We start from the raw sequence: 20097 nt of genomic DNA on the forward strand, positions 1-20097 counted from the left end.
CAAGCCGCTCAGCGACTTCAATGTCAGGTCCGATGCTATAGATCGCGCTTCCGACGACCAACCTGAAAAGGTCGTCGGAAATATCCCCTGTTTGCCGCAAAACCCGCCGTTTTCCGTAGGACGTAAAACGCGAAATGCCTGCCATCATCCGCCGAAGTGATAACTCACATCCAGCCACCACTGCCGTCCGTACGGGTCATAGTTGCCGGTCGGGTAATACGGCCAACCCGCCGAGTCATCGTGTTTGATCTGATTGAGCACGTTGTTCACGGTCAGCCCGACACTCGCCCGGTCATTGAGTTTGTAACGCGCACTGGCGTTGAACACCGTCCACGGCGACAGACGTCCGTCACCCGCGCCGTTAGTGACCGAGCCGTAACGAATGCCCATCAGTGTCGCCGTGGCTTTCTGGTAATCCCAGGTCAGGCTGGCGTTGACCTTGCTGCGCCAGTCGTAGTTGGTGCGTGAAGTGCGCCAGTCTTGCGTTGGCGCCTCTTCCGATTCCTTGTAGTAGTGCGACAGCACCAGGGTATAGCCCAGCGCCGAACTGAACGCGCCGTACTGCCCGGCACCCCAGCGGATATTGCTCTTGAAGTCCAGACCACTGACCCGCTCGCTGGCGGCGTTGATCGCATTGACCCGAACGCGCTGCAACTGGTTGGGATCGACCGCGGCATTGCCAGCGTTGCGATCGATGCGCGCCAGGGTCGATTGGCAATTGGCCGAGTTGATGTCCTGCGTGCCATTGCGGCATTCGTTCTCTTGTTGCAGCAAGCGGTTTTCATCGACGGTGGTCAGCAGATCATCGATCTCGACGCGCCAGAAATCGGTGGAGAAATCGAAATTGCGCGACGGTGACCAGACGAACCCGTAGGTCCACGATTTGCCACGTTCGGACTCCAGATTAGCGGTGCCGCTCTGGGTGTAATCGACCCGTCCACGATCACACGCGCCCTCCACGCCCTGGCTGCAACCGTAGTAATCGATCTGCGCCGGATAGTAGCCGTTGCTGTCGGATTGATAGATGTAGTTCAGGTCCGGCGCACGGAAACTGGTGCCATAACTGCCGCGCAGCAACAGGCTGGTCACCGGGCGCCATTCCAGCCCGAGGTTGTAGGTCTTCTGTTGTTCGGTGCGGCCGCTGAATTTGTATTGGTCCCAGCGCCCGGCGGCGGTAGCCAGAATCGTGTCGGTGACCGGAATGCTGAACTCGCCGCCCGCCGCATAGCGTTTGCGCGAGCCGCCGGAACTTTGCTGTGGGCTCACGCCGTAAAAAGTGCCGTCGTTAAGACCATCGTCCGGGTCAACGCGATACTCCTGCTTGCCCGCCTCCAGCACCCCGGCGAATCCCATGGGCCCGGCCGGCAGATCGAACAGATCACCGTTGACCGAGGCGTTGTAACTGGTCGACACCGATTTGCTGCTCTGGGTCAGGTTGCCGCGAAACTGTTGCCATTCCTGCGGTGTCAGCGGCCGGTCGAGACGCGAGGCATCCGGAGCAAACACCGGGTAACCGCCGCTGACACCGAGTTGAGGGCCAAGGTAGAAATTCTGAATCGACGACAGTGGCGTATAACGCGTGGTCCTGACGCTGCGATATTCCGAACGATTGGCCGCCAGATCGTAGCTCCAACCGGTTTCGGCGATCTTGTCCGAGACGCCGAGGGTGCCGGTCCACGAGGTATCGCGCCACTTGCTGTTGTTGCTGGTGCGCCCGCCAATTTCTTCCTCACCGAAACGGCGATACCAGCGCTCCAGATTGCCGCTGTTCTGGTTGATGAAGTCCGGTGAGGTGAAGGTCGGCCCGCGCGTGTTGTTCTGGATGTGGTCGAGGCCGTACATCAAGTCGGCGAAGACCTGGCCGCTGTCGCTGAAATGCCAGGTGCCACGGGTGTAGCCGTCGTAGTTTTCCTTCTGGGTCTGCACGGTCCAGTAATCGTTGTACATCTGGTCGGTGCGGCAGCGCCCGCCGCTGTTGACCAGTTTGTTGTCGAAGGTGCCCTGATAAGCACCGCAACCCGGTCCCAGATAACGACTGTTGCTCAGGTCGCGGCGGTAACCGACGTCCGCCAGCGGGCCGTTTTGCATAAAGCCACGGTCATCGGCCCAGATCGGATCGCGGTTAGTCAGCTCCAGACCGAACAAGCCGTCAAAATCCCCCCAACTGCCGCCGCCGCTGATCTGCAAGCGCTGGTTGTCACCGCCGCCGCGCTCACTGGTGCCGCCCTTGAGGTTGACGTCGACGCCGTTGATCTTGTCCTTGAGGATGATGTTGACCACCCCGGCAATCGCGTCCGAACCGTAAATCGCCGAGGCGCCGCTGCTGAGAATTTCGATACGTTCGATGACTGCCGACGGAATATTCGCCAGGTTGGTGAAGTTGACCTTGCCGTCGTACGGCGTCGGGTAGTCGGCGACCCGGCGGCCGTTGATCAGCACCAGCGTATGGTTCGGGCCGAGGCCGCGCAGGTTGAGTGCGCTGGCCGCCGGTTGCCAGGTGTTGCCGTAATCTTCGCCTTGGGTCATGCCGGTGTTTTGCGTTTGTGTCGCCAAGGCGTCGTAGACGTTTTTGTAGCCGCGCGCTTCCATTTCTTCGTGGGTGATGACGTTGACCGGTGTGGCGCCATCGCTCTGCGCTCGGGCGATGCGTGAGCCAGTGACGGTGACTTTTTCCATGCGGTAATCGGCGCTGGTGACCGGCGCCACGGCAGTGACTTTCGCCGGCACATCGGCCGCGCGAACCGTTAAACCCTGGGCGCTTTGTTCGACTTGCAGACCGCTGCCGAGCAAGGCCTTTTCCACTGCCTGACGACCGCCCAAAGCCCCGCGCACCGCCGCACTGCGTTTGCCTTGCACCAGTTGCTGACTGAAGGAAATCGGTACGCCGCTCTGCCGCGAGATGTCCAGCAGCACTTCGTCCAGTGGCCCAGTGGCGATGTCGAAAGTAAACACCGCTGCGGCAGGTTCCTGAGCAACCGCCGCCCATGGACTGATGCCCATCGCCAAGGCAGCGGCGAGGGTCAATCGAGGTAATTGTTGTTTGATTGAGAACATCGAAGGGTTTCCCTGTTGAAGGCATCTGCAGGGAATGAGCAGCGGGCCAGCGCTTTTTATAGGGCGGCGATTAGGCCAAGAAGTTATGGGTTTATAACCGCGCGTCAATGCTGACCCAGTACGGGTTGTGCCAGGTCACGCGGATCGGCAGCGAGCGTTCCAGCAGTTGCAGGGTGCGGTCACTGTCGTCGAGCGGATAGAGACCGCTAAGGCGCAGATCGGCGACTTCAGGGCTAAGGTGCAAAATGCCGCGACGGTAGCGACGCAGGCTGTCGATAACCTCGTGCAATGGCCGGTCGCGAACTTCCAGGCGACCCTGCACCCAGGCACTTTCCTGACCGTTGCTGCGTTCCAGCGACAACAGTCCGGCGCCGTTGAACAACAGACTTTCGCCTGCCTGCACCACTTGCCGCGCGCCACCGGTAGTGACCACCTCGACCTGTGAATGAAGCATCACCAATCGCGTCGCCTCCTCGCTGTACTGAACGAGAAACTTCGTCCCCAGCGCCCGCATGCGACCGTGCTCGGTCTCGACCACAAAGGGTCGCGTCGGCTCTTTCGCTACATCGACCAGCAACTCACCGCTGCGCAATGCGAGCAACCGTTGTTGACTGTCAAACAAAGGCACCACACGACTGCGCGCATTGAGCGTCAGCGCACTGCCGTCCGCGAGGGTGAAGTCACGTCGCTCGCCGGTCCCGGTCGACAACTCCCCCGCCTCCGGCAGCCAGCCGTAACGCCGCCCTAGCAACCCGGCCAACAGCGCAATACCCAGCACACTCAAACTGCCGCTGATAAAGCGTCGACGACTCGACGGTGCATTGAGGCTGTGCAACAAACTGCCGCGCGGCACGCTGCGCAGGCTCGGGTTGCGCAGCAAATTCAGGCCACCGCCCATCTGCTCGATGACCTGCTGATGCCGGGGATCGGCAACCCGCCAGGCCTCAAACGCTGCACGCTCAGCCATGCCCGCCTCGCCCGATTGCAACAACGCCAGCCATTGCGCCGCTTCGTCGATCACCGCCTCGTCGGGCCTCATGCCTGCATCGCCTGATAGCAGCGCTTGAATGCTTCGACCATGTATTGCTGCACGCGACTGGTGGACACCCCGAGGCGCTCGCCGATCTCGCTGTAGGTCAAGCCGTCGAGTTGATGGTAGAGAAACGCCGCTTTGGCTTTGGCTGACAGCCCATTGAGCAAGCGATCGACCGCCAGCAGCGCTTCGATCACCAGCGCCCGTTCTTCCGGAGACGGGTGCACCGGCTCGGGCGCCAGCGCCAGGCTTTCCAGATAGGCGCGCTCAAGGTCCTGGCGCCGCCAGCCTTCGTAAACCAGCCGCCGGGCGATGGTGGTCAATAGCGCGCGTGGCTCGCGAATGGCTGTGGGATCCGGCAGCGCCAACACCCGCAGAAAGGTTTCCGATGCAATGTCTTGCGCACTGTGCGGACAACCGAGCGTGCGGCCAACGGCAGCGCACAGCCAGCGATAGTCCTTTTGGAACATCTGCCCGATGATCTGGTAATGCGGGTTGTGCCCACCCATGCCTTGCTCCCTGAAACGGGTCCCACCCGCTGCGAAAAACCATCGTTCTGCCGGGATCGTCCGGCTCTGATCAGGCGCGACTGTGCAATAGCCTCGAAGACATTTGAAGTAATAAAAAATCAGCACAAGCAAACCATTGAGCATAAGGCGCTTGGTCGCCGCAGAAACATTGGCTGACAGAACGTTGACCTCGATCACTGGCGCGTGGGTGGTCACTGATTAATCTCGCGGCTCAATCGAAGGCCAGGGACGGCTCAGCGAGAGCCCACGGCCGAATCCACTCAAGGAAGAGCAAGCATGCGACCACTCAACATCATTCTGCTGTCGTCGGCCTTCAACGGCCTGACCCAACGCGCCTGGCTGGAACTGCGCGAGGCCGGGCACTCGCCCAGCGTCGTGCTGTTTACCGATGAACAGGCCGTGTGCGAACAGATCGAACACAGCGGCGCGGATCTGGTGATCTGCCCGTTCCTCAAGGACCGCGTGCCGCAGGCGCTGTGGAGCAACACCGAACGGCCGGTGGTGATCATCCATCCGGGTATCGTCGGCGATCGAGGCGCCAGTGCCCTCGACTGGGCGATTACCAACGAGCTGCCGAACTGGGGCGTCACTGCGCTACAAGCGGTCGAAGAAATGGACGCCGGCCCGGTGTGGGCCACCTGCGAATTCAACCTGCCGGCGGGCCTGCGCAAATCCGAGCTGTACAACGGCCAGGTCAGTGATGCGGCGATTCGTTGTATTCGCGAAGTGGTGGAGAAATTCATCGAAGGGTTTGAACCGGTTGTCCTCGACTATGCCGATACGAAAGTACGCGGACGCTTGCAGCCGAACATGAAGCAGGTCGACCGCAGCTTCAGCTGGCACGATTGCGCACGCTTCATCAAACGCTGCATCGATGCTGCCGACGGCCAGCCCGGCGTGTTGGCGAGCCTCGCTGGCGGTCAGTATTACGTCTACGACGCGCACCTGGATTCGCGCAGCGGCGTGCCCGGCGAGATTCTCGCGGTGCATGACGATGCGGTGCTGGTCGCCGCCGGTGATCAAAGCCTGTGGATCGGCGCGCTACGGCGCAAACCGCAACCTGGCGAGGAGACCTTCAAGCAACCGGCGCGGCACGTGCTGGCCGGGCAACTGGCCGAGGTGCCTGTGCTGGACTGGTCGATCGCCACGCAGCCGTTCAGTAACGAAGCCTATCAACCGATCCGCTACCGGGAATCCGGCATCGTCGGTGAGCTGACCTTCGAGTTCTACAACGGCGCCATGAGTACCGAGCAGTGCCAGCGCATGGTCGCCGCGCTGCGCTGGGCCAAATCCCGTGATACCCAGGTGTTGTTGATCAAGGGTGGGCGCGGCAGTTTTTCCAACGGCGTGCATTTGAACGTGATTCAGGCCGCGCAGGATCCTGGCGCCGAAGCCTGGGCGAATATTCAGGCAATCGACGATGTCTGCGCAGAACTGCTGACGGCCCGGCAACTGGTGGTCAGTGGCGTTACTGGCAACGCCGGCGCCGGTGGCGTGATGCTCGCACTGGCGGCCGACATCGTCTTTGCCCGCGCCGATGTCGTGCTCAATCCGCATTACAAGAGCATGGGCTTGTACGGCTCCGAATACTGGACCTACAGCCTGCCCCGCGCCGTCGGCCCGGCAATGGCCGAGCAATTGACCCAGGCTTGCCTGCCGGTAAGCGCGGTGCAGGCGTGGCAACTGGGCATGGTTCAGGAAATCGGCCCGCGCTGCCCGGACGAGTTTGCCCTGTGGTTGCTGCAACGGGCCAACAGCGTGGTGAGCGATCCGACTTACGCGGCGGTACGCGAGCGCAAGGTGCGGGTTGATCAGGTGTTGATCCAGCAGTGCCGTGAAACCGAGTTGCAGGAGATGCAGGAAGACATGCTGTACAACCGTAATCAGTTTGCCGAGAAGTGCCGAAATTTTGTCTTCAAACGCAAGGTGTGTGGCACGCCGGCGCGGTTGATTGAAGATTGGGCGCGGGTGCGGTTGACCGAGTTGGCCAGTTGATTTTGGCGGTGACTGCTTTCCCCTCACCCTAGCCCTCTCCCAAGGGAGAGGGAACTGATTGGGGGATGCTGTAGAGGTTCGCCGACATGAACGATCTCTACTGAATCCATAATCGACGCGATCTTTCAGGTCGATATATGACACCAGACACCTCGGTCAGTCCCCTCTCCCAAGGGAGAGGGAACCGAGCCGGGGATATTGGCGATCTTCACCGACCTGAGGGTCTTGCTCTGAATCCATAATCGCCTCGATCTTTCAGGTCGATGCATGACGCAAGACACCTCGGTCAGTCCCCTCTCCCTCCGGGAGAGGGTTAGGCGGGCGGCGATCCGATGAGGGGCTTTTGCCTTTACAATGCCCGTCACCTCAAACACCGGCCCGCCCATGGACATCGATCTCGCTCGCACCTTTCTGGAAATCGTCCGTCACGGCAGCCTCGCCGCGGCGGCGCAGAAGCTGTTCGTCACGCAAACGGCGATCACCGCCCGGGTGCAAAAACTCGAAAGCCAGCTGGGCAGCACGCTGTTCGTGCGCAACCGCGCCGGGGCGAAACTGACGCCCAATGGCGAGGCCTTTGTGGTCTACGCCAATCAACTGGTGCAGACCTGGGAAGCGGCGCGCCGCGACCTGCCGCTGCCCGAGGGCTATCACAACGTGCTGCACATCGGCGGCGAAGTCAGCCTGTGCAACCCATTGATGCTCAGTTGGGCGGCGGAACTGCGCGAGAAGATTCCCGGGCATGCCCTGCGCATGGAAATTCGCGACGGCGAAAACCTGCTGCGCCAGCTCGAACTCGGTGTGCTCGACGCCGCGCTGGTCTATCAGCCGGAATACTGGCCGGGTTTGCAGGTCGAGCAAGTGCTGGAAGAAAAACTGATTCTGGTGCGCGCCCCCGATCGTCCCGATCCCTACGTCTACATCGATTGGGGCCCGGACTTCCGCCGCCAGCATGACGCCGCCCTGCCGGAAAAAGCCAAAGCGGCGCTGAGTTTCAACCTCGGCCCGTTGGCCCTGCAATACATTCTCGAACATGGCGGCAGCGGCTACTTCCGCACCCGCGTGGTCCGCACCTATCTGGAAAGCGGCGCCCTGGAAGCGGTGACCAAAGCCCCGGAGTTCGGCTATCCGACTTACCTCGTCTACTCACGTGATCGCGATTCGGCGACGCTGCAGCAAGCCTTCCATCTGCTGCGCGAAGTGATCCGCACCGATGATGACTGGTCGCAACGCTGGAACCCGCTGAGCTGAAGCGGCGGCTTCACAGCCGATCATGGCGCATGTGCCATTGAGGTCCGGCCTGCACATACGGCCGGATCGGCTAATCTGCCGGGTACAACAACAATCCCGCAGGTGATGCAGTGAGGCAGACCACCGAGGCATTTCGCAGCCGCTATCGTGCGGCCATTCATCCGCTGTACAACCCGTGGCTGCACGGCGCCTTCGTGCTGCTGTTCGGTGTGTTGGCCGTTGGTGGTTTCTGGAGCAGCGTGCAGCAGGTCAGCCTGCTGGAATGGCTGACGGTGCCGTTAACCCTGCTGTTTTTCAATTTCGCCGTGTACATGGTCCATCGTCATCTCGGCCACCACAAAAAGACCTTCGCGAAAATGTTCTACGCCCGGCATGCCGGCGATCATCACAGTTTCTTCACCCCCGGCCACATGACCTACGACAGCGCCCGCGACTGGCGAGTGATTCTGTTCCCCGCGTGGCTGATCGTGCTGCACACACTGCTGATCACCCTGCCGTTGTGGTGGCTGATCGCACAGGTAAACGCCAACGTGGCCGGGTTGTTTGGCGGCTGCATGGTCCTCGGTTATCTGACTTACGAGATATTCCACGCCTGCGAACACCTGCCGCCACACAACCCGCTGACCCGCCTGCCGTGGATCCGCCAGATGCGCCACTTGCACGAGCTGCATCACCGCCGCGAGCGCATGCAGGAGCGCAATTTCAACATCGTTTTGCCGTTGATGGACTACCTGTTCGGCACCCTTTACCGGGAGCCGGAAATCACCCCTTTGAGCGATTCGAAAATGCCCATGACCCACCTGCAACACCCGATCGATATCGCTGGTGAACCCATCGCCGTGCTGGCCTATGCCGCCAGTGTCAGTCGCTGGCCGGAGTGGCACCCCTCGTCGCTGAAAATCGACGGTGCGCAAGGCCCGTTGCATGCCGGCGCGCGCTTCGAAGAGGACATTCATGCCGGCGGGCGCGCGGGCCATTTGCGCTGGGAAGTCACCGAATACCTGCCCGGCCGGCGCTGGTGCGCGCGGGCGCAGGGCGATCATGGTTTGTCGCTGCTGCTGACCTATGAATGCAGCCCCGAGGGCAGCGGCACGCGTTTTGTGCGCACGCTGGATTATCGCTTCGACGGACTGGGCATGCGCATCGCCAATCGCTTGCTGCTCAAACGGCGCATCGAGCGCGAATCCGCCGCATCGATGCTGGCGCTGCGCGACATGGCCGCCCGCTACCTGGCCTCGGCGAGGGCCAGCGCGTGAAGCTGAGACATCTGCTGTTGTTGCTGGTCCTCATCGTCATCGGCTTTTTATTGTTGATGCCCACCAAGGTCGAACCCGTGGCCTGGACGCCGCCGCCAGCGCCATCGCTGACAGAAGGTCTCTACGCCGAGAACCAGAAACTCAAAGGCGCAGCGCAGGTCGGGCCGAGCGACATCGAAGGGCCGGAAGCATTGCTGCTGGAAAGTGACTTCCTGATCACCGGGCTGCACGACGGCCGACTGATCCGCACCAGCCTCGACGGCCAGCAACGCAAAGTACTCGCCGACACCGGTGGCCGCCCGCTGGGCCTGGCCCGGCATCCGAACGGCATGCTGGTGATTGCCGACGCGGTCAAGGGTTTGCTGTCTCTTGATGCGCAGGGTCAGTTGGTGCCTTTGACCACGGCGGCCAATGGTCTGGCGTTCGGGTTCACCGATGACGTCGCCATCGACAAGTCCGGGCACTACGCCTATTTCAGCGATGCCTCCAGCCGCTGGGGCTACGGCCATGACGGCGAAGCAATCATCGAGCACGGCGGCGATGGACGCCTGCTGCGCTATGACTTCCAGAGCGGCAAAACCAGTGTCCTGCTAGACAAGCTGGAGTTCGCCAACGGCGTGACCCTCGGCCCGGATGACGCCTATGTGCTGGTCAACGAAACCGGCGCCTATCGCATCAGCCGCTATTGGCTGACCGGGCCGAAAGCCGGCACTCACGACCTGTTTATCGATAACTTGCCGGGGCTGCCGGACAACCTGGCGTTCAATGGCAGTAATCGGTTCTGGGTGGCGTTGTATGCGCCGCGCAATGCTCTGCTCGACGATACCGCCGGGCATCCGCTCGTGCGCAAGATGATCGTGCGGGCGTTGGCGGTTTTGCCTAAGCCGGTGGAGAAGCGCGGGTTTGTCCTGGGGCTGGATCTGGAGGGCAAGGTGATTGCCAATTTGCAGGATGCCAGCAGTGGCAATTACTCGCCGATTACCACGGTGCGTGAGTATGGGCCGTGGTTATATTTTGGCTCGTTGAAGGCGACGCATATGGCGCGGATGCCGTTGGATGTGGCCCTGAAGTGAATCTGGCAACTTTGTGGTGATTGCGCTGACGCCTTCGTCGGAACGCCGCCCGGAGCAGGCTCGCTCCCACAGGGTTATTTGCTGACCACAGCATTTGGGCTCAACACAATCCACTGTGGGAGCGAGCCTGCTCCGGGCGGCGTTCCGACGAAGGCGGTCTGTCAGTTGCTGGACTTGTCGAACTTGTCCGGATCTTCGTCTTCGGGCAGATCCTCATCCGGCTCTTCGGGATTGGCCGTGGTATGTGCCGGGCTGTTCGGTTCGGGATGCGTGGGAACCGGGTCGAATGCGCCCTGCTCTTCACTGGGGAATTTGGGATCGTTCATAAGGCACCTCGCAATGAGTCGGATGGAAGACTCTGTACATTCGAGGTGCCGGTCGTGGCAGTCGTTCCCGTCAATCCGCAACCGCAGGTCGGCGGATCAATGGCGAATCAGGACGGCGCCTGCAAATGGCTGACGATTTCGTCTTTGACCTTCAGGCGCCTCTCTTTGAGCTTTTTCAATGCGTCGTCGGTGGGAGCATCTGAGGTGGCCGTTTCGGCTTTGACCACATCGGCGTCGGCTTGGGAATACTTGTTGATCAGTGAATCCAATCGTGGATCCTGGGTGCGTTTTTGCTGGATCTCTTCCTTCGTGTAACTCAAGTCCTGAAACAGGTCATGGGGAACCGGCATGGAACACCTCCGTCAGTTGATCGGCTGGCCAACGCGACCGATTGCGCTGGCCAGTTATCAGAATGGCCTCGGTTGCACGGTTCTGTCGACCACCTGTCAGACCAGCGGTGCCCGTTCGTCGCCCTGTCGCAAATGCGATCAAACCTTTGCTCGCCGTGCTCCCTCCATTGGTTAACACCAACAAAAACTGCGTGGAGATACACCAATGGACGGATTCAACCTGCGTCATCTGGTCCTGGCTGTCGCGTTGAGCAGCGGCATGGGCAGCGCTTTCGCTGCGACTGACAATGACTTCGTCGATAACGCCGCTGCCGGTGGTATTGCCGAAATCGAAACCAGCCGCCTCGCCCTGGAAAAAAGCCAATCGGCTGACATCAAGGCCTTCGCCAATATGATGATCACCGACCATGGCAAGGCCAACGATGAGCTGGCGACCATTGCCAAAGCTAACGACATCGAAGTCCCGGACACCACGACATTGGTCAAACAGGCCAAGGAAAAAATCCTCGAAGTGCGTGATGAGTCTTTCGACGCGGCGTACGCCAACAATCAGGTGAAGGCGCACGAAGAGACCATCGAGCTGTTCAAGAAACAAGCCAATACCGTGACCGATGACAAGGTCAAAGGTGCGACGGAACTGAAGGCGTTTGCGCAGAAAATGTTGCCGGCGCTGGAGAAACACCTCGCCGCCGCCAAAGAATTGCAGGCCAAGCATCCGAGCAAGTAAAAAGCTTTACCCTCACCCCAGCCCTCTCCCGGAGGGAGAGGGAGCCGGCCGAGGTGAATGTTCGAGTTACGCCGACCTGAAACTTCGGCTTCGAACTCAGGTACTGGAGTGCAACTCCGATTTTGAACTGCCCCCGATCGGCTCCCTTTCCCCTCGCCTTTCCGGAGAGCGAGACGGAGCCGATCGTGTTGAATGTTCGAGTCACACCGATCTGAAATCTAGAGTTGAACCTGGCTTTTGAAAGGCACCGAGATCGGCTCCCTTCCCCCTCTCCCCCTGGGGGAGAGGGCTGGGGTGAGGGGGATCGATGTCAGCAACACCACCACATCCAAGCGAAAAAAAGGCCGCATCCTAAGATGCGGCCTTGTCATATCCACCGAACATCAACCGCCATCCGTATCAATATCAGCATCCGTCTCCTCCCCCGGCTTCGCCCGATCCGGCTGCGGTTTGAAACCCGGGCTGAACTCGTTGTCGTTGTCCGTGTGCTTGTTCTTCTGATCCACTGCCGGGTCTGCGCTCTGCGCCTGACCATCCTCGCCCTGCTGCTGTGTCGGCGACGGTTGCCCCGGCACCTGCGGGTCAATCGCTGGATCATTGCGGTTAATCGGTTCGCCAGATTGACTCTGCTTCGTTTGCTCGTTCATGGCCACCTCGTTGGTCAAAACACCCCCGACACACATCCGCCGGGTGTTAAAGATTCGAAGCCTGACCCGCGCCAACGTTCAAAACTTCGCCGCACGCTTGATGGTGCCAATCGGAACGCCGCAATTACCGGCTCAAGGCCCGAGCCAGAAACGGCGCGGTTTTGCTCTTCTTGCTCGCCGCAACCTTCTGCGGTGTACCCGCTACCACGATTCGACCGCCCTGATCCCCCGCACCCGGCCCGATGTCGATCACCCAGTCACTCTGCGCGACCACGCGCATTTCGTGCTCAACGACAATCACCGTGTGCCCAGCCGTCACCAGCGTATCCAACTGCTCCAGCAACCGATCGACATCACGCGGATGCAGCCCGGTGGTCGGTTCGTCCAGCACGTACAAGGTCGCGCCGCGCTGGTTGCGTTGCAATTCGGTGGCCAGTTTGATCCGCTGCGCTTCGCCACCGGACAACTCCGTGGCCGGTTGCCCCAGGCGCAGATAACCCAGGCCAATATCGCGCAGCACTTCGAGTGACCGGCGAATCCCCGCTTGCTCGGCAAACACCGTCACCGCTTCCTCGACGGTCAATTGCAGCACCTGCGCAATGCTCAAACCCTCCCAGAGAATCGCCAGGGTCTGCGGGTTGTAGCGCGCGCCATGGCAGGTCGGGCACGGCGCATAAACACTGGGCATGAATAACAACTCGACACTGACAAAGCCTTCACCCTCGCAGGTGGCGCAACGGCCCTTGGCGACGTTGAAGGAAAACTGTCCGGCGTCGTAGCCGGCAGCCCGTGCCGCGTCGGTCGCGGCGTAGAGCTTGCGCACGTTGTCGAACAGCCCTGTGTAAGTGGCCAGATTGGAGCGTGGCGTGCGGCCGATGGGTTTCTGGTCGACCTGCACCAGTCGCTTGATCGACTCCAGCCCCGACGTCACCTGGCCGCTGCTGACCTGCGGCGCGGCGTCCTCGAGGCTGAGTTCTTCCGGCTCACTGTCTACCGTCGGCCGCCCTAACTGCGCGCCGACCAGTTCCAGCAAGGCCTGACTGACCAGACTCGATTTGCCCGAGCCAGACACGCCGGTCACCGAGGTAAAGCAGCCCAGCGGAAATTCAGCACTGAGATTATTCAGGTTATTGCGGGTGATCCCGTCGAGCTTCAGCCACGCCGTCGGTTTGCGCGCGGTGCGTGCCTGGCGCTGCGCTTCGGCAAACAGGTAGGCGCGAGTCTGCGATTGCTCGATCTCGGCCAGACCTGCCGGCGGGCCGCTGTACAGCACCTGCCCACCCTGCTCGCCCGCCGCCGGGCCGACGTCGATCAGCCAGTCGGCGCGGCGCATGGTTTCCACGTCGTGCTCGACCACAAACAGCGTGTTGCCGTCCGCCTTCAAGCGCTGCAACGCCTCGAACAACGCCTCGCCATCGGCCGGGTGCAAACCGGCGGAGGGTTCGTCGAGCACGTAGATCACCCCGAACAATTGCGAACCCAGTTGCGTCGCCAAGCGCAAGCGCTGCAACTCACCGGACGACAGCGTCGGGGTGCTGCGCTCCAGCGCCAGATAACCGAGGCCCAGATCGGTCAGGGTGCTGACCCGCTCCAGCAGATCCTCGGCAATGCGCTGCGCCGCCAGGCGCTTCTCCAGCGACAGGTTTGGCGTGTGGCGCACGTCTGGCGCGCTGCCGTGGCCGCTGGCACCGTGGGCCACGCGCTGCTGGCGCGCCTCGCGGGTTTGCGCGTGACTTAAGGTCTCGCCGGTTTCTTCAGCGTGTTCGAGGTAGCTGGCCGCCGCCACCGGCCGCAGCACCTCGGCCACTTGCAGCAACGGCATCTGCGACAGCTCGCCGATGTCATACCCGGCAAACGTCACCGACAACGCTTCACGTTTCAGGCGTTTGCCATCGCATAACGGGCAAGGGCTGCCGAGCATGAACTGCGAAACGCGCTTCTTCATCAGCGCACTTTGCGAGTGAGTAAACGTGTGCAGAATGTAGCGCCGGGCGCCGGTGAAGGAGCCCTGGTAACTCGGCTCCATCTTGCGTTTGAGGGCCACGCGGGTTTCTTCCGGGGTCAGCCCGGCGTACACCGGCACGGTCGGGGTTTCTTCGGTGAAGAGAATCCAGTCGCGCTGTTTTTTCGGCAGCTTCTTCCATGGAATGTCGACATCGATGCCCATGGTCACAAGGATGTCGCGCAGGTTCTGTCCCTGCCACGCCAGCGGCCAGGACGCCACCGCGCGCTGGCGGATGGTCAGGTTCGGGTCCGGCACCATCAGCGCTTCGGTGACCTCGTACACCCGGCCGAGGCCATGGCATTCGGGGCACGCGCCTTGCGGGGTGTTCGGCGAGAAGTCCTCGGCATACAACATCGGTTGCCCCGGCGGATAACTGCCGGCGCGCGAATAGAGCATGCGGATCAGGCTCGACAGCGTGGTCACGCTGCCCACTGACGAGCGCGTACTCGGCGTGCCGCGTTGCTGTTGCAGGGCCACGGCCGGCGGCAGGCCTTCAATGGAGTCGACATCCGGCACGCCGACCTGATCGATCAGCCGTCGCGCGTACGGCGCCACCGACTCAAAGTATCGGCGCTGGGCCTCGGCATACAAGGTCGAGAACGCCAGTGACGACTTGCCAGACCCGGACACCCCGGTGAACACCACCAGCGCATCGCGGGGAATGTCGACATCAACGTTCTTCAGGTTGTGTTCACGGGCGCCACGTACCCGGACCATGCCGGTGGGCGCTTTGGAGGTGCGTTTGGAAGTCATCGACCTGCCTTGGTGAAGGAATGTTCTACGTTCAGCTACCGAGCACCACCCGAATCATCTGCAACATGGCTTCCGGGCTGTACGGTTTGCCAAGCAAGTGCGTGTCAGGGCTTAACTGGTGATTGCGTGAAATGATGTCGCGGGTGTGCCCAGAGGTGAACAGCACGGCCACCGGCGGTGTCTGCACCTTGGCCCAAGCGAACAGGTCGGAGCTTTTGATCAGCCCCGGCATGACCACGTCAGTGAAGATCAGGTCCACCTCGACACCTTCGAGGAGCATTTGCATGGCCGCATCGCCATGACCGGCGGTCAGCACGCGATAACCCTCCTCGCGCAACAATTCGACCGCCGAAGCGCGCACGGCGTCATTGTCCTCGACCACCAGAATCGTTTCGTGGCCGCCGCTCTGCTGCCTTTGCAGGCTGGGCGCCTCATCAAGGATCGGCCGCAGACTGCGCGGGAAGTACAACTGCACCCGCGTGCCCTCGCCGAGGGTGCTGGTGATCTCGACATGCCCGCCGCTCTGTTTGACGAAGCCAAACACCATGCTCAAGCCCAGCCCGGTGCCCTGACCGTCAGCCTTGGTGGTGAAGAACGGCTCAAACACTTGCTCGAGAATCTCTGGCGGGATGCCGGCGCCGGAGTCACTGACCGCGACGCGGACAAACTCACCGGGAACGATGCCTTTACCGGCACAGAACTCGCGTTCGAGCCGCACGTTAGCAGCGCTGAGCGCAATGGTGCCCTCGCCCTTCATCGCATCGCGAGCATTGATCGCCAGGTTGAGAATGGCGTTTTCCAACTGGTTGCGGTCGACGTTGATGTGCCACGGCTTTTGCGGCAGTTGCACGTCGATCTGAATGGTTTCACCCAGCGCTCGCTGCAGCAATTCGCCGACACCTTCGAAAATCTGCTGCGGGTTGCACACCGCCGGCGACAAAGGCTGGCGCCGGGCGAACGCAAGCAATTGCGAGGACAGCTTGGCGCCGCGTTCGACCGCTGCCAGCGAGGCGCTGACGCGGCGCTGCACGTTGGCATTGTTCGGTTCATGGCGCGCGAGCAGATGCAGATTGCCGGCGATCACTTGCAACAGATTATTGAAATCGTGGGCGACGCCGCCGGTCAGACCACCAATCGCTTCGAGCTTCTGTGACTGGCGCAACTGCTCTTCAGCCGCCAGCCGCGCCTCGACTTCTTCGCCTACGCGCTGTTCGAGGTTGCGGGTAAATTTGAGCAGGGATTCTTCGGCAATCTTGCGTTCATGAATGTCGATCAGGACGCCGGGGAAGCGCAACGGCGCACCGTGTTCGTCGAACTCACAGGCGCCACTGGCCAACACCCAGGAATAACTGCCGTCACTGCGCCGCACGCGATATTCGGCGTTATACGGTTCACCGGTCTGCACGGAATGGACGACCCGCTCCTGCACCCAGGCGGCGTCATCGGGATGAATGCGCGACTCGGCGATGTCCTGCGGGAGGTCGCTAAGATCCTGATCCGGCGGATAGGAGAACGTGCGGGCGAATCGCTCGTCTGCCGACAACGTGTTGTTTTTCACGTCCCAGACAAACGAGCCGAGCAAGGCCCCGGCATTCAACGCCAGACGCACCCGCTCGTTGTCGGCGCGGTAAGCACTTTCGGCTTCCTGCCGCCGGCGTTCGGAGTGCATGAACTCGGTGGTTTCCACCACCATCGCCATCACTCCGGCCGGCTTGCCGTCATCATTGGCCACCGGGCTGTAATACAGGTCCATCCAGACGTCTTCGGGGACGCCATCGCGCAACAGCACCAACTCTTTATTGCGAAACGACAAGGTGCCGCCGGCCAGGCAGGTATCGACCACATGCCGGTTGAAATCGGCGACTTCCGGCCAGCCCAGCTCCACCGGCGCACCGAGTAGATACGGGTGCCGACCACCGGCAAATTTCGAATAGGCATCGTTGTAGATCATGTACCCGGCATAGCCCCAGAGCATGACCATCGGCAGCGGCGACGCCAGCATCAGTTGCACCGCGCTGCACAGGCTGGCCGGCCAGCTGTTCAGCGGACCGAGTTCAGTATGGCTCCAGTCGAACGCACTGATGCGCCCGGCCATTTCGCCTTTCCAGCCGTCACAACCATGGCTATCGGATAAAAACTGCATCGACTGACTCAGTGTCCTGTGGTGATTGCCCGATAAATCGCGACGCCATAACGACGCGACGCCCGTCTGTTTCGAGCGCCTCCAGTCGCATTGGTTTCATATGATATATAGCCGATTTCATCCCCTCCCGGAACCTAAACCCCGATCAGGTGCTTGAGCGGATGGTAGCCGGTTTTCATTTTGGCGGCGGCGTCGAGAATGGCCTTCTCGATGCCGTTCAGATGCGTGCAGGTCAGCTCGATGGCGGCGCTCTGATTGCCGGCCTCGATGTATTCGATCAGGCGCAGGTGTTCGTTGTCGCGGCAGACTTCATGGCTGTCGTCGTCCAGCGCTGCAGCGTACAGCGAAGCGCGGGAGATCAGTTTCTGGAACCAGTCGAGCAGCACCGGGTTATTCAGGCTGCACGCCAGTTTGATGTGGAACTCACCGAGCAGATGGATCAGCCGTTCGTGATCTCCCGCCGCGTGGGCTTCATCTTCCAGCAGCAGGTGTTCGCGCAAATCCTGCATCGCCGCGCTGTCCTTGCGCCGGCACAGTTCGGTAACGATGCCGATCTCGATCAGCCGGCGGGTTTCAAACAGCGAGCGGAGCTCTTCATTGCTCGGCAGCGACACCGATGCCCCTTTATTCGGCTCGGTGGTGACCAGTCCATCGGCCTCCAATTGCTTCAATGCCGCGCGCACCGACGTGCGGCTGACATTGAATAATTCGGCTAGCGAGGCCTCACCCAGTTTCATCCCCGGGCGCAACGAACGCTTGCTGATCGCCTCGTAAACCCCTTGGTAGACGCGGTCGACCGTGGTTTCCGGTTTCTTTTCGGTCATTTGGGCACTCCTTTAACGTCGAGCAACTGAGTGCCACGCAGGATATAGCCTTCGGCTTCGAGATGCAGGGTCTTGATTGCACGTTGAGTGCGGATCACCCATCGAGGCGGCGTCGCGCTACCTGCCTGCTCGTTGCAAGCAGGACACATGTGCCGGGAGGGGGCGGTGAGCAGGCTCACGCGTACATTTGATCTTTCCCACGCAGTGCGTGGGAAAGATCTTACCGGGTTCAGTCAGTGCCGTACTTCGGCGAGCGCGGGCCGTATAGCAGGCCTGCCCGGTGTCCGGCCGAGAGCAGACGATTGCTCGCCACACCGGCAATCGGGTAGCCGGCATCGGTGGAGCTGTTGATGATCTGCTTCACTGCCGCCGAGATCAGCATGCCGACGATACCGCCGGCATTGCTATTGCCGCCCTCTTCGCTCGACGCCCGGGCCGAACCGGTCCACAGCGTCGTGCCACTTTTCAGGTCGACCAGTTTCGCCGTCGCGGTCACTGCCGTTTCGCTGCTGATCACCATGTAGCGCGTACCGTATTCGGTCACGGTGATGTACAGCGCAGCGTCCGCACCGAAGATTTCCTTCAGTTTGCCTGGCGGTGCCTGATGGATGTCGTCCGGGGTGCTCAGACCATTCTGGCGGAACGTCTCATCAACCAGCGCAATCGGCAGCACGTAGTAACCGGCTTCGGCCAGTGGGAAGGTCACCTGCGACAACAGGCTGTAGGACGCCTTCACATCCGGCGAAGTGTTCAGCGGAGGCAGCACCAGAATGGTTTTCGGCCGCGCCTGTTTGTAGGCCGAGTAATCCACGGTCTTGGGCGCAACGCAGCCACCCAGCACGGTCAGGGCCAGACCGGCGGCCAGCAGTTTCAAGGTGCGCGCGATCATTTCGCGTCTCCGGTCTTGGCGTTTTTGAGCAGGAAATCCATGTACGTCCCAGACTCGGGGAACAGGGTTTTCTCGGTTTTGAACTGCTGCACCATCTGGTCGTCCTTGCCCATGCTCAGATAGAGCAGGCCAAGGTGCGCGTGGTAACCCGGCGGTACAGCCTTGCCGGTGGAGCGGATTTTCTGCAGGTCACGTTCCAGCGCTTCGGCCTGGGCTTCTTTCGGCTCTTCGCCTTTGAAGTATTCGTAGACCTGGGGCTCGTAACCTTCCCACTGGTACAGGGTTTGCGGGCCGGAGGCACAACCGGCCAACAAGGCGCTGGCGGCCAGCGTCAGCGCCATCAGCGCGCGCGACAAAGTCAGATTCATGGGTGTTGCTCCTTGCAATGGGCGTCGATCAGTTGCCCGGTTTCCAGGCACCGGCGTTCATGCCATCGACCAGACGATTGATCGCCTCGCGCATGGCCAGATCCAGTACTTTGCCGTTGAGGGTGGAGTCGTAGGCAGCGGTGCCGCCGAAACCGATGATTTCGCGGTTGGACAAGGCGTATTCGCCGGCGCCCTGGGTCGAATAGACCACTTCGGAGGTACTGATATTGACGATATTCAGGTTGACCTTGGCGTAGGCCACCTGAGTCTTGCCACGGCCGAGGATGCCGAACAGTTGGTGATCGCCGGTCTCTTTGCGGCCGAACTCGGTGACGTCGCCGGTCACCACGTAATCAGCACCTTTCAGACGCTGAGCCTGGCCCTTGATCGCCGCTTCCTGCTGGATTTCGCCCATGTTGTCGCGATCCAGCACGCTGAAGCGGTTGGTCTGCTGCAAATGGGTGATCAGGATGGTCTTGGCCTGACCGCCGAGACGGTCGACGCCGTCGGAGAAAATCCCGCGCATATAGCTGGAACGGTTGTCGAACTTGCCCACGGCCATTGGCACGCGAACGCCGGTCCAGACCTGGGAGGCGCTTTCAACCTTGGCCACCGGCAAGGCGCGCGAGCTTTCGGTCGCGCAACCTGAGAGTGTGCCAGCCATCGTGCCAAGCACAGCAATCGCGACGCCTGAGACCAGCATCCGGGAGATCATTCTCACTGAGTATTCCTTTGAAAAACGGGGATGTCCCGGCACGACAATGCGCAGCGGGAGCTGAAAAGGGGCGGCATTATGACAAAGTGCCATCATTCGTGACAGGTTTTTTTGACGCCAGTGAATTGGCTGTTCCGGACTTGATCGTTCCCACGCTCTGC

The 20097-nt window shown here is 61.2% G+C and carries 18 protein-coding genes; 6 read left to right on the forward strand and 12 right to left on the reverse strand.

Annotation, left to right across the window (positions count from 1 at the left end; all coding sequences use genetic code 11):
- Positions 1–144: 144 nt before the first annotated feature.
- The 3 genes from LOY43_RS15900 to LOY43_RS15910 form a co-directional block, all read right to left on the reverse strand.
- A complete protein-coding gene (locus LOY43_RS15900) occupies positions 145–3054 on the reverse strand; it encodes a TonB-dependent receptor (RefSeq protein WP_258708347.1) in 2910 nt (969 codons plus the stop codon).
- 91 nt (positions 3055–3145) lie between these two features.
- Entirely contained in the window at positions 3146–4093 is a 948-nt protein-coding gene (locus LOY43_RS15905) for a FecR domain-containing protein (protein ID WP_258708348.1), read from the reverse strand.
- A complete protein-coding gene (locus LOY43_RS15910) occupies positions 4090–4596 on the reverse strand; it encodes a sigma-70 family RNA polymerase sigma factor (RefSeq protein WP_064120628.1) in 507 nt (168 codons plus the stop codon). Before LOY43_RS15910 ends, LOY43_RS15905 begins: the two co-directional genes overlap by 4 nt.
- 297 nt (positions 4597–4893) lie before the next feature.
- On the opposite strand from LOY43_RS15910, the gene LOY43_RS15915 reads away from it, so the two are divergent.
- From LOY43_RS15915 to LOY43_RS15930, 4 genes are all read left to right on the forward strand, one after another.
- Complete coding sequence (locus LOY43_RS15915; RefSeq protein ID WP_258708349.1) at positions 4894–6612, forward strand: hydrogenase maturation protein; 1719 nt, start codon at positions 4894–4896, stop codon at positions 6610–6612.
- A 384-nt stretch (positions 6613–6996) separates the two neighbouring features.
- Positions 6997–7860 (forward strand): LysR family transcriptional regulator, encoded by an 864-nt coding sequence (locus tag LOY43_RS15920; RefSeq protein ID WP_007912548.1) that lies wholly within the window; start codon positions 6997–6999, stop codon positions 7858–7860.
- Positions 7861–7970: 110 nt separating this feature from the next.
- Positions 7971–9116 carry an SRPBCC family protein gene (locus tag LOY43_RS15925; protein WP_095047847.1) on the forward strand — a complete coding sequence of 382 codons (1146 nt, stop codon included), beginning with the start codon at positions 7971–7973 and terminating at the stop codon, positions 9114–9116.
- Positions 9113–10189 (forward strand): SMP-30/gluconolactonase/LRE family protein, encoded by a 1077-nt coding sequence (locus tag LOY43_RS15930; RefSeq protein ID WP_095047848.1) that lies wholly within the window; start codon positions 9113–9115, stop codon positions 10187–10189. Before LOY43_RS15925 ends, LOY43_RS15930 begins: the two co-directional genes overlap by 4 nt.
- Before the next feature lie 161 nt (positions 10190–10350).
- On the opposite strand, the gene LOY43_RS15935 is transcribed toward LOY43_RS15930, so the two are convergent.
- Together LOY43_RS15935 and LOY43_RS15940 are read right to left on the reverse strand one after the other, a co-directional pair.
- Entirely contained in the window at positions 10351–10515 is a 165-nt protein-coding gene (locus LOY43_RS15935) for a hypothetical protein (RefSeq protein ID WP_007912545.1), read from the reverse strand.
- 107 nt (positions 10516–10622) lie between these two features.
- The gene (locus tag LOY43_RS15940) at positions 10623–10865 is read right to left on the reverse strand and encodes a YdcH family protein (protein WP_095047849.1); all 243 of its coding nucleotides are present in this window, start codon (positions 10863–10865) and stop codon (positions 10623–10625) included.
- Between LOY43_RS15940 and LOY43_RS15945 the strand changes: the two genes are divergently transcribed.
- Positions 10864–11040 carry a hypothetical protein gene (locus tag LOY43_RS15945; RefSeq protein WP_258708350.1) on the forward strand — a complete coding sequence of 59 codons (177 nt, stop codon included), beginning with the start codon at positions 10864–10866 and terminating at the stop codon, positions 11038–11040. The genes LOY43_RS15940 and LOY43_RS15945 overlap by 2 nt on opposite strands.
- 30 nt (positions 11041–11070) lie before the next feature.
- A complete protein-coding gene (locus LOY43_RS15950; RefSeq protein WP_095047850.1) occupies positions 11071–11592 on the forward strand; it encodes a DUF4142 domain-containing protein in 522 nt (173 codons plus the stop codon).
- Between the two features lie 383 nt (positions 11593–11975).
- Here LOY43_RS15950 and LOY43_RS15955 read toward each other — a convergent pair whose 3' ends face one another.
- From LOY43_RS15955 to LOY43_RS15985, 7 genes are all read right to left on the reverse strand, one after another.
- Positions 11976–12239, reverse strand: a complete 264-nt coding sequence (locus LOY43_RS15955) for a hypothetical protein (protein WP_099756466.1) — start codon at positions 12237–12239, stop codon at positions 11976–11978.
- 124 nt (positions 12240–12363) lie between these two features.
- A complete protein-coding gene (locus LOY43_RS15960; RefSeq protein WP_258708351.1) occupies positions 12364–14997 on the reverse strand; it encodes an excinuclease ABC subunit UvrA in 2634 nt (877 codons plus the stop codon).
- A gap of 31 nt (positions 14998–15028) precedes the next feature.
- Positions 15029–17140 (reverse strand): hybrid sensor histidine kinase/response regulator, encoded by a 2112-nt coding sequence (locus LOY43_RS15965; RefSeq protein WP_258708352.1) that lies wholly within the window; start codon positions 17138–17140, stop codon positions 15029–15031.
- 134 nt (positions 17141–17274) lie between these two features.
- A complete protein-coding gene (locus tag LOY43_RS15970; RefSeq protein WP_095047854.1) occupies positions 17275–17964 on the reverse strand; it encodes a GntR family transcriptional regulator in 690 nt (229 codons plus the stop codon).
- A 229-nt stretch (positions 17965–18193) separates the two neighbouring features.
- Positions 18194–18853, reverse strand: coding sequence for a DUF799 domain-containing protein (locus tag LOY43_RS15975; protein WP_095047855.1), 660 nt, complete (start codon positions 18851–18853; stop codon positions 18194–18196).
- On the reverse strand, positions 18850–19221 hold the full coding sequence (locus LOY43_RS15980) for a DUF4810 domain-containing protein (RefSeq protein ID WP_093430820.1): 372 nt from the start codon (positions 19219–19221) through the stop codon (positions 18850–18852). Before LOY43_RS15980 ends, LOY43_RS15975 begins: the two co-directional genes overlap by 4 nt.
- Positions 19222–19249: 28 nt before the next feature.
- Complete coding sequence (locus LOY43_RS15985) at positions 19250–19936, reverse strand: CsgG/HfaB family protein (RefSeq protein ID WP_162483052.1); 687 nt, start codon at positions 19934–19936, stop codon at positions 19250–19252.
- Positions 19937–20097: the final 161 nt, after the last annotated feature.

The organism is Pseudomonas sp. B21-041 (genome assembly GCF_024748675.1).
GTDB lineage: Bacteria > Pseudomonadota > Gammaproteobacteria > Pseudomonadales > Pseudomonadaceae > Aquipseudomonas > Aquipseudomonas neuropathica.

Coding starts and splice junctions, on each gene's coding strand:
- LOY43_RS15900 (WP_258708347.1), bottom strand. CDS start 3,054: ATGTTCTCAATCAAACAACAATTACCTCGATTGACCCTCGCCGCTGCC.
- LOY43_RS15955 (WP_099756466.1), bottom strand. CDS start 12,239: ATGAACGAGCAAACGAAGCAGAGTCAATCTGGCGAACCGATTAACCGC.
- LOY43_RS15975 (WP_095047855.1), bottom strand. CDS start 18,853: ATGATCGCGCGCACCTTGAAACTGCTGGCCGCCGGTCTGGCCCTGACC.
- LOY43_RS15905 (WP_258708348.1), bottom strand. CDS start 4,093: ATGAGGCCCGACGAGGCGGTGATCGACGAAGCGGCGCAATGGCTGGCG.
- LOY43_RS15950 (WP_095047850.1), top strand. CDS start 11,071: ATGGACGGATTCAACCTGCGTCATCTGGTCCTGGCTGTCGCGTTGAGC.
- LOY43_RS15910 (WP_064120628.1), bottom strand. CDS start 4,596: ATGGGTGGGCACAACCCGCATTACCAGATCATCGGGCAGATGTTCCAA.
- LOY43_RS15935 (WP_007912545.1), bottom strand. CDS start 10,515: ATGAACGATCCCAAATTCCCCAGTGAAGAGCAGGGCGCATTCGACCCG.
- LOY43_RS15960 (WP_258708351.1), bottom strand. CDS start 14,997: ATGACTTCCAAACGCACCTCCAAAGCGCCCACCGGCATGGTCCGGGTA.
- LOY43_RS15980 (WP_093430820.1), bottom strand. CDS start 19,221: ATGAATCTGACTTTGTCGCGCGCGCTGATGGCGCTGACGCTGGCCGCC.
- LOY43_RS15965 (WP_258708352.1), bottom strand. CDS start 17,140: ATGCAGTTTTTATCCGATAGCCATGGTTGTGACGGCTGGAAAGGCGAA.
- LOY43_RS15915 (WP_258708349.1), top strand. CDS start 4,894: ATGCGACCACTCAACATCATTCTGCTGTCGTCGGCCTTCAACGGCCTG.
- LOY43_RS15985 (WP_162483052.1), bottom strand. CDS start 19,936: ATGATCTCCCGGATGCTGGTCTCAGGCGTCGCGATTGCTGTGCTTGGC.
- LOY43_RS15920 (WP_007912548.1), top strand. CDS start 6,997: ATGGACATCGATCTCGCTCGCACCTTTCTGGAAATCGTCCGTCACGGC.
- LOY43_RS15940 (WP_095047849.1), bottom strand. CDS start 10,865: ATGCCGGTTCCCCATGACCTGTTTCAGGACTTGAGTTACACGAAGGAA.
- LOY43_RS15945 (WP_258708350.1), top strand. CDS start 10,864: ATGGAACACCTCCGTCAGTTGATCGGCTGGCCAACGCGACCGATTGCG.
- LOY43_RS15970 (WP_095047854.1), bottom strand. CDS start 17,964: ATGACCGAAAAGAAACCGGAAACCACGGTCGACCGCGTCTACCAAGGG.